Annotated in this window: 9 protein-coding genes; 3 read left to right on the top strand and 6 right to left on the bottom strand. The window is 54.7% G+C overall.

Annotated elements, in window-relative coordinates:
* Positions 1-51: 51 nt before the first annotated feature.
* Genes xseA through RAC90_RS11600 form a run of 3 tightly spaced genes read left to right on the top strand, consistent with a single transcriptional unit; the run spans position 52 to position 2,808 of the window.
* The gene (gene xseA, locus RAC90_RS11590; RefSeq protein WP_375124351.1) at positions 52-1,425 is read left to right on the top strand and encodes an exodeoxyribonuclease VII large subunit; all 1,374 of its coding nucleotides are present in this window, start codon (positions 52-54) and stop codon (positions 1,423-1,425) included.
* 40 nt (positions 1,426-1,465) lie between these two features.
* Positions 1,466-2,479, top strand: a complete 1,014-nt coding sequence (locus tag RAC90_RS11595; protein WP_033740879.1) for a M4 family metallopeptidase — start codon at positions 1,466-1,468, stop codon at positions 2,477-2,479.
* Complete coding sequence (locus tag RAC90_RS11600; protein WP_033740881.1) at positions 2,476-2,808, top strand: protealysin inhibitor emfourin; 333 nt, start codon at positions 2,476-2,478, stop codon at positions 2,806-2,808. The genes RAC90_RS11595 and RAC90_RS11600 overlap by 4 nt, the downstream gene beginning before the upstream one ends.
* A gap of 138 nt (positions 2,809-2,946) precedes the next feature.
* On the opposite strand, the gene RAC90_RS11605 is transcribed toward RAC90_RS11600, so the two are convergent.
* The 6 genes from RAC90_RS11605 to ispG form a co-directional block, all read right to left on the bottom strand.
* Positions 2,947-5,388 (bottom strand): glucose/quinate/shikimate family membrane-bound PQQ-dependent dehydrogenase, encoded by a 2,442-nt coding sequence (locus RAC90_RS11605; protein ID WP_375124352.1) that lies wholly within the window; start codon positions 5,386-5,388, stop codon positions 2,947-2,949.
* A 606-nt stretch (positions 5,389-5,994) separates the two neighbouring features.
* Positions 5,995-7,479, bottom strand: a complete 1,485-nt coding sequence (gene der, locus RAC90_RS11610) for a ribosome biogenesis GTPase Der (RefSeq protein ID WP_006120621.1) — start codon at positions 7,477-7,479, stop codon at positions 5,995-5,997.
* Between the two features lie 174 nt (positions 7,480-7,653).
* The gene (bamB, locus tag RAC90_RS11615) at positions 7,654-8,835 is read right to left on the bottom strand and encodes an outer membrane protein assembly factor BamB (RefSeq protein WP_006120622.1); all 1,182 of its coding nucleotides are present in this window, start codon (positions 8,833-8,835) and stop codon (positions 7,654-7,656) included.
* Between the two features lie 19 nt (positions 8,836-8,854).
* On the bottom strand, positions 8,855-9,472 hold the full coding sequence (locus RAC90_RS11620; RefSeq protein WP_006120623.1) for a YfgM family protein: 618 nt from the start codon (positions 9,470-9,472) through the stop codon (positions 8,855-8,857).
* 38 nt (positions 9,473-9,510) lie between these two features.
* Positions 9,511-10,785, bottom strand: a complete 1,275-nt coding sequence (hisS, locus tag RAC90_RS11625) for a histidine--tRNA ligase (protein WP_006120624.1) — start codon at positions 10,783-10,785, stop codon at positions 9,511-9,513.
* A gap of 105 nt (positions 10,786-10,890) precedes the next feature.
* On the bottom strand, positions 10,891-12,012 hold the full coding sequence (gene ispG, locus RAC90_RS11630; protein ID WP_033740886.1) for a flavodoxin-dependent (E)-4-hydroxy-3-methylbut-2-enyl-diphosphate synthase: 1,122 nt from the start codon (positions 12,010-12,012) through the stop codon (positions 10,891-10,893).
* Positions 12,013-12,028 lie beyond the last annotated feature (16 nt).

The following is a 12,028-nucleotide window of genomic DNA, read 5'->3' on the forward strand; positions in this document are numbered from 1 at the left end:
CCTGTAGTATCGACTAATTAACTTACTGATTTGGAATTTGATCTTCGTCACATGTCGCTGCCACCGAACGCCAATATTTTTACCGTAAGTCGTCTCAATACTACAGTGCGCCAGCTGCTGGAAAATGAGATGGGCCTGGTGTGGCTGAGTGCCGAAATCTCTAATTTTACCCAGCCGGCTTCTGGCCACTGGTACTTCACGCTGAAAGATGATGGTGCACAGGTGCGCTGCGCGATGTTTCGCAACAGCAACCGTCGTGTGACCTTTCGCCCGCAACATGGTCAGCAGATCTTAGTTCGCGCCAATATTACGCTGTATGAACCGCGCGGCGATTATCAGCTGATTATTGAAAGCATGCATCCCGCCGGTGAAGGCCTGCTCCAGCAGCAGTTCGAACAGTTGAAAGCAAAGCTGGCGCAGGAAGGCCTGTTCGCACCAGAACATAAGAAGCCCTTGCCGCAACCGGCAAAGCAGGTCGGCGTCATAACGTCTGCTACCGGCGCGGCGCTGCACGATGTACTGCGCGTGCTTCACCGTCGCGATCCCTCACTACCGGTCGTGATTTATCCCACCGCCGTACAGGGCGTAGATGCGCCTGCCGCGATCGTACGTGCGATTGAAATCGCTAACCTGCGGGCAGAGTGCGACGTGTTAATCGTGGGACGCGGCGGCGGTTCGCTGGAAGATCTGTGGAGCTTTAATGACGAGCGCGTGGCGCGCGCTATCTTTGCCAGCCACATTCCCGTGGTCAGTGCTGTCGGGCATGAAACTGACGTCACGATTGCTGATTTTGTCGCTGACCTGCGCGCCCCAACGCCATCGGCTGCGGCAGAAATTGTCAGCCGTAATCAGCTTGAACTGTTGCGTCAACTTCAGTCACAGCAGCAGCGGCTGGAAATGGCAATGGATTACTATCTGGCGCGTCAGCAGCGCCTGTTCAGCCGTTTAGATCATCGCCTGCAGCAGCAACATCCGCAGTTGCGCCTTGCGCGCCAGCAGACCCTGCTGTTCCGGCTACAACAGCGCCTGGGCGATGCGATGGAAACACGGCTTTGCCACGCCAGCCGTCAGCAGGATCGCCTGGCACAGCGGCTGGCCCAACAGCAGCCACAAGAACGCCTGTATCAGGCACAAAAAAGTCTGCAGAACTGGCACTATCGCCTGCAGCAGGCCATGGAAAAAATGCTTAACCGCGATAAACAACGTTTTGGTCAGCTTGCCGCGCAACTGGAAGGCGTCAGCCCGCTCGCCACGCTGGCGCGGGGTTTCAGCGTTACGACGGATACCCATGGACAGGTCGTGAAAAAAACTGGTCAGTTGAATAAGGGCGATCGGTTACGCACCCGCCTTGATGATGGCTGGGTTGAAAGCCAGGTCACGCAACTTATTCCTGAAAAACCGAGACGAAAGAAAAGCATTTCTTAACTATACTTCCTGGTACATCCCTCATGCCAAGGAGTCTCAAATGGCTTTCAGCGTTATTCCTCCCTATATTCTTCGCAAGATTATCGATCACGGCACCGGCCACCAGCAGGAGCAGGCACGTCGTACACTGACCCATGTTCAGCACCTGATGGCTGAACACTGGAAAAAGACGGCAGCGCCAAAGACCACGCAGGCCGGGAAGATTGAGCGTGAAATCTATGATGCCAAAAACCAGGAAACATTACCTGGCACGCTGGTGCGTAAAGAAGGCCAGTCTTCAAATGGTGACGTTGCTGCCGACGAAGCCTGGAACTATCTTGGTGTCACACACGACTTTTTCTGGCAAATCTATAAACGAAATTCTCTGGATAATCACGGTCTGAAACTAGCTGGGACGGTTCACTACGGTGAGAAGTACCAAAACGCGTTCTGGAACGGTCAGCAAATGGTGTTTGGCGACGGTGATGGCGAAATCTTTAACCGCTTCACGATTGCGATTGATGTGGTGGCGCATGAGTTGTCGCACGGCGTCACAGAAACCGAAGCCGGTTTGATCTATTTTGAACAGGCCGGTGCGTTGAACGAGTCCATGTCTGATGTGTTTGGTTCGCTGGTGAAACAGTTTAGTCTGAAACAGACAGCCGATAAGGCCGACTGGATCATCGGTGAAGGGCTGCTGGCAAAAGGCATCAATGGTAAAGGTCTGCGGTCAATGTCACATCCCGGCACCGCTTACGATGACCCGATGCTGGGGAAAGATCCTCAGCCAGGCCACATGAAGGACTATATTAAAACACGTGAGGATAACGGCGGTGTGCACCTGAACTCCGGGATCCCTAATCGTGCCTTTTATCTGGCCGCAAAAGCCCTGGGTGGATATGCCTGGGAGCGAGCGGGTCAGGCGTGGTACGACACGCTGTGCGATAAAGATTTACATCAGGATGCGGACTTCAAAGCCTTTGCACAGCTCACCGTGCAGCATGGTAAAAAGCGCTTCGACACCACGGTGGCGAGCGCAATTGAACAAGCGTGGAAAGAGGTAGGCGTGTTATGAGTCAACTCCCCGAGCTCACCGATGACGCAACGATTGTGGTAACGCAAGAAGGCGGCTTTGCTTTTATTCCTGGCTTACGGAATGAGCGTCGATTTCCGTTGGGCGAACTTCCGCCTCCCGAAAAAGCGCACGTCTGTCAGGTACTGGAACGGGCGATGCCTTTGGGCGAACCCGAGGAAAAAGCAGCAGAGGTGGGACGCGGGGATCAACGTTACTTTCGCATCCAGATTCAATATGCCACGCGCCAGCAGTCCGGCACGGTCGTCATACTGGTTCCCGAGCAACAGGCGCCGCCAGAACTCAAGTCGCTGTTGCGCGACGGTAAGTAACAAAGCCGCCTTCTCAGAAGGCGGCTTCGGGTTTGCCCTGCGGCACGTCTTATGAACCCGCAGCTTATCCTGTCGGGAAAACGGGTTTTCCGTTACGCAAAAAAAAGGGCCACGATGGCCCTTTTGTTTTATCGTCGCTTATTTGCTGTCTGGCAGCGCATAAGCAATCACATAGTCACCACGATCCGGCGACTGGCGTGCGCCGCCCGCGGAAATCACGATGTACTGTTTACCGGTTTTCGGTGAGACATAACTCATCGGTCCACCCTGACTGCCGACAGGTAAACGGGCTTTCCAGACTTCTTTACCGGTGGCGCTATCGAACGCGCGCAGGTAGTAGTCCTGAGTACCGGCAATAAACACCAGTCCACCCTGCGTCGCCAGCGTACCGCCCAGCGTCGGCATGCCAATAGGCATTTTCGCGCGCATTTTGATGCCGAACGGACCGGTATCTTCTACCGTACCTACCGGCACCTGCCAGACGATTTTCTGGGTTTTCATGTCAATCGCAGACAGGGTACCAAACGGTGGCGCCTGGCAAGGAATACCCAACGGTGACATAAAGCGGTTTTTGTTCACGGCATAAGGCGTGCCTTTCAACGGAACCGCGCCCATACCGGTATTGATGGCTTCCCCCCCGTTGCTGCCGCGTGAAATTTTGCTGGTATCAACCGGGATCATCTGTACCCACAATCCTAAACGCATGTCGTTAACAAACAACAGGTTGTTATTCGGATCGGTGGACATACTGCCCCAGTTCATCCCGCCCAGTGAACCCGGGAAACTCAGCGACTTATCAGTGCCAGGTACGGTAAACAGGCCGTTGTAGCGCATTGACTTAAACGCGATACGGCAGGCCAGCTGATCGAACGGGGTTGCGCCCCACATATCCGACTCTTTCAGCGTCTGATTACCAATCATCGGCATACCGGTCGAATGCGGCTGGGTTTTTGTATATTGCTCGTTCGGGATGTCACCCTGCGGCATCGGCAGCTCTTCAACCTTGGTGAGCGGCTTACCGGTCAGACGATCCAGCACAAAAATCATGCCGGTTTTACCGCCGATGACGACCGCAGGTTTGGTGCTGCCATCCTTCATCGGGAAGTCGATCAGGCTGGGCTGCATCGGCAGGTCAAAGTCCCACAGATCGTTATGAACGGTCTGATAAACCCACTTCTCTTTACCGGTTGTCGCGTCCAGCGCGAGTACCGAGGCTCCATATTTATGGTCCAGCGCGGTACGATTGGCTCCCCACAGGTCAACGGAGGAGCTGCCCATAGGAATGAACACGGTGTTCATGGCCGCATCGTACGACATCGGCGCCCAGGAGTTCGGCGTACTGCGCGTATAGTCCTTGCCAGGCATCAGGATGGCATTAGGATCGACATTGCCCGGGTCAAACGCCCAGCGCATTTTACCGGTGATCACATCAAAACCGCGCAACACGCCGCCAGGCATGTCGGTTTTCACGTTATCCGCCACGCGGCCGCCCACGACCACCGTGGTTCCGGCAAGCGTTGGGGCTGAGGTCAGCTGATAAAGCGGATCCGGCGCATCACCTAAGCCCGCTTTCAGATCGACGATGCCATGGTTACCGAAGTCTTCACAGAATTCACCGTTGTCGGCGTTGATCGCAATCAGGCGCGCATCGATAGTATTCATCAGAATACGGCGCTGACAGCTGTCTCCTGCCGCCAGCGTTACGGCCGGTACTGGCGTTGAGCCGGGCTGCGTTGGCTGGTTCAGCGGTTTCGTCGCGTCGAAATAGGCCAGACCACGGCAGCGCGGCCAGACTTCAGCCTGTGCGTTGATTTCACGCTTCCAGATCTGCTTTCCACTGTCTGCTTCGACGGCGATGACATTATTGTGCGGCGTGCACAGGTAAAGTGTATTACCGACCTGCAACGGCGTTTCCTGATCTTCCGCACCGTTACCGGTTGGGCTTTCGGGAATGTCCCCCGTACGGTAAGTCCAGGCAACCTGCAGATCCTTCACGTTGTCACGGGTTATCTGATCGAGCGCGACAAAACGGCTGCCGCCAGCGGTATTACCGTAGTTATCCCAGTTTTGCTGTTGCTTCGATTTCTCTACCGGAATCAGCGGCAGTTCAGGACCCGTTGCCGCCACGGTTGGATGCGGCTGGAACATCTGGACTAATGTAGCCACCATACCCACGGCGATGATGGCAGACAGCGCATAAGAGAGTTTTGCCAGCGAAGGTTTATTCTCGCGCTTGCGTAAGGCGGGCCAGGTAAGGAAGGTCAGAATCATTAAACCGGCGGGCACCATCAGGCGAGAAACCAGTGGCCAGAAGACCAGGCCAGCGTCCACCACCGCCCAGACCAGAGTCCCTAAAAATACCAGCAGGAAAAGCACAACCGCTGAGGATTTTGCCCGGAAAAACTGAATGGCTGACAGCACGATAACGATGCCCGCAACCAGGAAATACCAACTGCCGCCAAGCGTTGCGAGTTGTCCCCCGCCAACAGCAAAGAACAGGCCGGTTGCCAGTAGCACCAGCCCGAGCAGCACAGACCATATTCTCAATCCTTTACCGGATCGAGAGGATGTTTCAGCCATAACACTTACTCTCCTGATAAACAAAGTCCGCTCTTTCGCCCGCCGCTTTTCGCGCGTATCGCGGTTAACGTTGCAGGTTAATGAGACAGCGTTGTTTTAATTCCAATTAAATCAGACCTGCGTCCATGAAATGAATGATATGTTTCCGGAGGAAGCCAGAGCAGGCGATACTCCGTCATGACGCGGCGAAATTGTACCACCTGGTACGTTATGCAGTGAAGTTTTAAACCTGTTTGTTACTAAGCAATAGCATTTTCGCTACAAATTTTTACGCTGGATAAGGCCACGCCGATCCAGAGAGTAGCCCAGCGGACAACTAAAGTGATGTTTTGAGCTTTTAAGGGGACAAGGATGTACGTCAGTCGGTATCGGGAAAGTAAACCCGCATGCTGGAAGACGTCATCAGTCACCTCGCCTCAGTCACGTAAGGATTGATGACAATCGGGACAGACAGGCGCCCTGTGACAGCGGATATCCCATCCTGTGCAGTGGACCTTGCCGCTGTCGGGGACGAAATGCCCACAGTTCTGGCGCAGCGTTTTTCACCATTGTGTAAATAAGCACAATGCCAGGGCAAAAAAAGAGGGCCATCTGGCCCTCGATTAGTTAACGCTTATTTTTCTTCATGTGCGCCATCAGACGCTTACGCTTACGCTGTTGCGTTGGCGTTAACAGGTTACGCTTGCCTTCATACGGGTTTTCACCCTCTTTAAACTGAATGCGGATTGGCGTGCCCATTACGTTCAGAGAACGACGGAAATAGTTCATCAGGTAACGCTTGTAGGAGTCCGGTAAATCTTTCACCTGGTTGCCGTGAATCACCACAATCGGTGGGTTATAGCCACCCGCGTGGGCGTACTTCAGCTTAACGCGGCGACCACGCACCAGCGGTGGCTGATGGTCTTCTGCCGCCATGTTCATGATGCGCGTCAGCAGCGAGGTGTTTACACGCTTCGTTGAGCAGTCGTACGCTTCCGTTACCGATTCAAACAGGTTGCCTACACCGCTGCCATGCAGCGCAGAAATAAAGTGCACGCGCGCAAAGTCGATGAAGCCCAGACGGAAGTCCAGCGTCTCTTTGACTTCATCACGCACTTCCTGCGACAGACCATCCCACTTGTTCACCACGATCACCAGTGAGCGGCCGCTGTTCAGGATAAAGCCGAGCAGTGACAAATCCTGATCGGAAATACCGGCGCGCGCATCGATCACCAGCATCACCACGTTAGCGTCTTCAATCGCCTGCAGGGTTTTGATGACCGAGAATTTCTCAACCGTATCGGTGATTTTGCCGCGCTTACGCACCCCGGCGGTATCGATCAGCACATATTCACGATCGTCACGTTCCATCGGGATGTAGATACTGTCGCGCGTGGTGCCTGGCATGTCATAAACGACCACGCGATCTTCACCCAGAATGCGGTTAGTCAGCGTAGACTTACCGACGTTTGGACGTCCGACAATCGCCAGCTTGATCGGCAGTGTGGTCGGGTCGAAATCGTCCTCTTCTTCCTCTTCCTCACCGTTCTCTTCTGCGGCTAACGCGGCCCAGTAGGCTTCGTTTTCATCTTCTTCGGTGACTTCTACGGGATCAACCTTTTCCATCCACGGCAGCAGCGCCGTCTCCAGCAGGCTGGTCACACCACGGCCGTGGGACGCGGCGATAGCGTAGATCTCCCCCAGACCCAGTGAATAGAAATCCACAATGGCCTGATCCGGATCGAGCCCGTCCGTTTTATTCGCGACCAGGAATGTCGCTTTTTGACGCGCGCGCAGATGTTTTGCAATTTGCTGATCGGCGGGCATCATGCCTGCACGGGCATCCACCATAAACAGCACCACGTCGGCTTCTTCAATCGCCAGCAGCGACTGTTCCGCCATACGCGTTTCAACACCGTCTTCGGTGCCATCAATACCGCCGGTATCGATAACAATGAATTCGCGCCCTTCCACTTCGGCGCGACCATATTTGCGATCGCGAGTCAGTCCAGGAAAATCCGCTACCAGCGCATCTCGTGTGCGAGTTAAACGGTTAAACAGCGTAGATTTTCCCACATTGGGACGCCCAACCAGCGCGACCACAGGTACCATAACAATGCCTCAATAATGTATTAATTCGCCCGAATGGCGTGATTATAACGGCTTTAGCCGTTCAGTTCAGGCTTACGGCGCAAAGGATACCATGCCTGACTAAAAACGAAACGGCCCCTGATGAAATCAGGAGCCGCTGTGCCGGAAGGATAACCCTGCCTGACAACTTACCCGTTAGCGGGTAATGGCATAAACTTCACCATCTTTCGACTGAATCAGCAGCTTGTCGCTGGCGACAACAGGCTCAGTCTGGAAGCCCGAGCTGTCCAGTTTTTGCTGGGCAACAAAGCGGCCATCCGTTGTGTTCAGCCAGTGCAGGTAGCCTTCGCCGTCACCGACGACGATGTAGCCATTATACAGCACCGGTGAGGTCAGATTACGATGCAGCAGCTCGCTTTGACGCCAGATAGCGACACCGCCATCCGCATTCAGGGCAATCACACGATCGTCCTGATCTACCAGATAGATACGCCCGGCATCGACAATCAGATCTTTCACGCCGCCAATTTCACGTTTCCACAAAATCTGCCCTGAACGCAGATCCAGTGCGGAAAGGTTGCCATTGTACGCCAGCGCGTAAACCACACCATTTACAATGATCGGCGTGGTATCCACGTCGCTCAGGCGGTCGATTTCCGTCGCCCCGCTCGGCTGTGAAATACGCTGCTGCCAAATCAACTGGCCCTGATTCATGATCACGGCGCTGACGCGTCCGTTGTCGCCGCCCACAATCGCGCCACCAAAGGCAACTGACGGGGCTGATTCACCGCGCAGCGACAGCGCAGGCATGTCCAGGTTCACGGTCCACTTCACCGCCCCGGTCGCCTGATCCAGACCCTGCAACATACCGTTACTGGTATGAATCAGCACCAGGCCATCGCTGACCACAGGACGCGACAGCGCTTCGCCAGCCGCTTTGGCTTGCCATACAATCGAACCATCACTGGTGTTCAGGGCATAAACCTGACCGCGCTCACTGCCGATATACAGGCGATCGCCGCTGACGGTAATACCACCGGACAGCATGGCAGACAGGTTTTTAGAGAAGAAGCCGGTTTTCTCAGAGAGGTCGACTTTCCATTTTTCTTTGCCATCCGCTGCATCGAGCGCTTTTACGATACCAAAGCGGTCAGCCGCATAAACGGTGCCGTCTTGCCAGGTCGGATGCAGGTTGGAATAGAAATCGCCAATCCCGTCGCCCACGCCTGTACTCCATACTGTCTTCGGCGTGAACTGGTTTTCCACTTTCGGCAATGGGGCCATTTTCACTACATCTTCTTCGCCGCTGAACAGCGAGCAACCGCTGAGCAGGGTGACTGAAATCAGCCCCGGCAGCAGGTATTTACGTAATTCCATGCGCTCTCTCTTGACTGGCTTAGCTTAAGTTATTCATCTTCATCTGCATCATTTGCTTCAGCGCCGGAGACGCGTCAGATTCGACGCCTTTACTCCATGCATCGCGCGCGCCCTGCTTATCGCCTTTGCTCAGCAGCGCTTCGCCGCGGATGTCAGCCACAATGGCTGTCCAGCCATCACCCTTCACACCGTCAAGGGTTTTAAGTGCCGCATCAGCCTGATTCTGTTGCAGTTGAATGCGTGCCAGGCGCAGGTTAATTACCGCCTGCAGATTGGCATCTTTGGTGTCTTTTAATCCGTTTTGCAGCAGGCTCTCGGCCTTGTCCAGCTGATTGCTGTCGACATACTGCTTCGCCAGATCCAGCGCCGCCAGGGCACCATAGGTGTTGCTGTTTTCGCGGGCAAACGTGTTAACGGCTTCCAGCGTTTCAGGCTTGCTGACCTGCATGGCACTGGTGAGTTTCTGGTACTCAGCCGACACGGTTTTAGCAGAGTCCTGCTCATGGCTCGACCAGTAACGCCAGCCACCTAATGCAGCAATACCGATAACCACACCAATGGCTAATGCTTTACCGTTGTTGGCGAAAAAGCGACGCAGCGCATCAACCTGTTCGTTCTCATTGCTATACACTTCCACGCAATCCCTCTCCTTTCAATGGTTGTGCCATAACGCGCTTACTGTAACAGCGTGCGCAGTGCAGCCGCAGCATCCGCCTGCGCCAGCGTTTGCTGTTCGCCATTGCGCAGATCTTTGATCACGACCTGGCCGGCTTTCTGTTCATCTTCACCCAGCACCAGCGCCACGCGAGCGCCCCACTTATCTGCGCGTGCAAATTGCTTCTTGAAGTTCCCGCCGCCGAAGTTAGTCATCAGCTTCATGTCGGGCAGCTGATCACGCAATTTTTCGGCCAGCTGCATTGCCGCTGACTGAACGCCCTGACCTGAGGCGATAACATAGACATCGACATTACGCGCGGGTTCAAATTCTGGGTTCACCGCCTGCACTAACAACACCAGACGCTCCATGCCCATGGCAAAACCGACACCTGGCGTCGCACGTCCGCCCAGTTGTTCGACCAGGCCATCGTAACGTCCGCCGCCGCACACGGTGCCCTGCGAGCCGAGGCTGTCGGTGACCCATTCAATCACCGTGCGGTTGTAGTAATCGAGCCCACGTACCAGGCGCTGATTCACCGTGTAAGCGATACCGGCATCATCTAACAGCGCACGCAGGCCATCGAAGTGGGCACGTGATTCTTCATCGAGGAAGTCACCAAGCTGAGGCGCATCGTTCAGCAGCGTCTGAATATCCGGGTTTTTACTGTCAAGCACGCGCATTGGGTTGCTGTACATGCGGCGTTTGCAGTCCTCGTCCAGCGCCTCTTTATGCTGTTCCAGAAAGGCAACCAGCGCCTCGCGGTAACTGGCGCGCGCGTCAAGTGAACCGATAGAGTTCAGTTCAAGGCGCACATGGTCGGCGATACCTAACGCTTTCCACCAGCGGGCGTTCAGCATAATCAGCTCGGCATCAATATCCGGCCCCTGCAGGCCAAAGACTTCCACACCAATCTGGTGGAACTGGCGATAGCGCCCTTTTTGCGGACGCTCGTAGCGAAACATAGGGCCCATGTACCACAGGCGCTGTTCCTGATTGTAAAGCAAGCCGTGTTCGATACCGGCACGCACGCAGCCTGCCGTCCCTTCCGGACGAAGCGTCAGGCTTTCGCCATTACGATCGTCAAAGGTGTACATCTCTTTTTCAACCACATCGGTGACTTCACCGATTGCACGTTTGAACAGGGGAGTTTGCTCTACAATAGGTAAGCGAATTTCGCTGTAACCATAACTCGCCAGCACGGACTTCAGGACATCTTCAACTCGTTGCCAGATGGCCGTATCCGCAGGCAGAAAATCGTTCATCCCGCGAATCGCTTGAATATTCTTCGCCACGTTAAAATCTCTTAATGCAAAAAAACCTGTCCGGCATCATACCTCATGAGGATGAAACCGCACAGGCTCAGCTAAAAAAGTCGTGCATGCCGTACGCGCAAAGGATTATTTTTCCAGTTGCTGTACGTCGATACGACGGGTTTCATCCAGCATCGCCGCTTTGGCGCGAATGCGTGCTTCCAGTTGATCGATCATATTGTCATTGTCGAGACGATCGCGCTGACGGACACCGTCTTCGTAGAAACCGCTTTTCTTGTTGCTGCCGGTCACGCCCAGCGTGGACACTGTCGCTTCGCCCGGACCATTCACCACACAGCCAATGATAGAGACATCCATCGGCGTGATAATGTCTTCCAGTCGCTGCTCCAGCGCGTTTACCGTGCCAATCACGTCAAACTCCTGACGAGAACAGGTCGGGCAGGCAATGAAGTTAATGCCGCGTGAACGGATACGCAGCGACTTCAGGATATCAAAGCCCACTTTGACTTCTTCTACCGGGTCAGCGGCCAGCGAGATACGCAGTGTGTCGCCGATGCCTTCTGAAAGCAGTAATCCCAGACCAATAGCGGATTTTACTGCCCCTGCGCGTGCGCCGCCCGCTTCGGTGATCCCCAGGTGCAGCGGCTGCTCAATTTGTTTGGCCAGCAGACGATAGGACTCAACGGCCAGGAACACATCCGAGGCTTTTACGCTGACTTTAAACTGATCGAAGTTGAGGCGATCCAGATGATCGACGTGACGCATGGCCGATTCCAGCAGGGCCTGCGGCGTAGGTTCGCCGTATTTTTCCTGCAGATCTTTTTCCAGCGATCCGGCGTTAACCCCGATGCGGATGGGAATATTTTTATCGCGGGCACAGTCGACAACAGAGCGGATACGCTCGTTGTTACCAATGTTGCCGGGGTTGATGCGCAGGCAATCCACACCGTACTCCGCCACTTTCAGCGCGATACGGTAGTCAAAATGGATATCGGCGACCAGCGGGACATTGACCTGCTGCTTAATCAGTTTAAACGCTTCGGCGGCATCCATCGTGGGCACCGACACGCGAACGATATCCACCCCCACGCGCTCAAGGGCTTTGATCTGACTGACCGTCGCGGCCACATCGGTGGTGCGGGTGTTCGTCATTGACTGAACGGCGATGGGCGCACCATCGCCAATCGGCACCTGGCCGACGTAAATACGTTTGGACTTACGGCGGATAATGGGTGCTTGGTTATGCATATTTCTTCTCCACAAT

The organism is Pantoea sp. CS_6 (assembly GCF_041954745.1).
Taxonomy (GTDB): Bacteria; Pseudomonadota; Gammaproteobacteria; order Enterobacterales; family Enterobacteriaceae; genus Pantoea; species Pantoea stewartii.

Bases quoted from the DNA above. Each gene is read 5' to 3' on its own strand.
- xseA (WP_375124351.1), top strand. From the start codon at position 52: ATGTCGCTGCCACCGAACGCCAATATTTTTACCGTAAGTCGTCTCAAT.
- RAC90_RS11595 (WP_033740879.1), top strand. From the start codon at position 1,466: ATGGCTTTCAGCGTTATTCCTCCCTATATTCTTCGCAAGATTATCGAT.
- RAC90_RS11600 (WP_033740881.1), top strand. From the start codon at position 2,476: ATGAGTCAACTCCCCGAGCTCACCGATGACGCAACGATTGTGGTAACG.
- RAC90_RS11605 (WP_375124352.1), bottom strand. From the start codon at position 5,388: ATGGCTGAAACATCCTCTCGATCCGGTAAAGGATTGAGAATATGGTCT.
- der (WP_006120621.1), bottom strand. From the start codon at position 7,479: ATGGTACCTGTGGTCGCGCTGGTTGGGCGTCCCAATGTGGGAAAATCT.
- bamB (WP_006120622.1), bottom strand. From the start codon at position 8,835: ATGGAATTACGTAAATACCTGCTGCCGGGGCTGATTTCAGTCACCCTG.
- ispG (WP_033740886.1), bottom strand. From the start codon at position 12,012: ATGCATAACCAAGCACCCATTATCCGCCGTAAGTCCAAACGTATTTAC.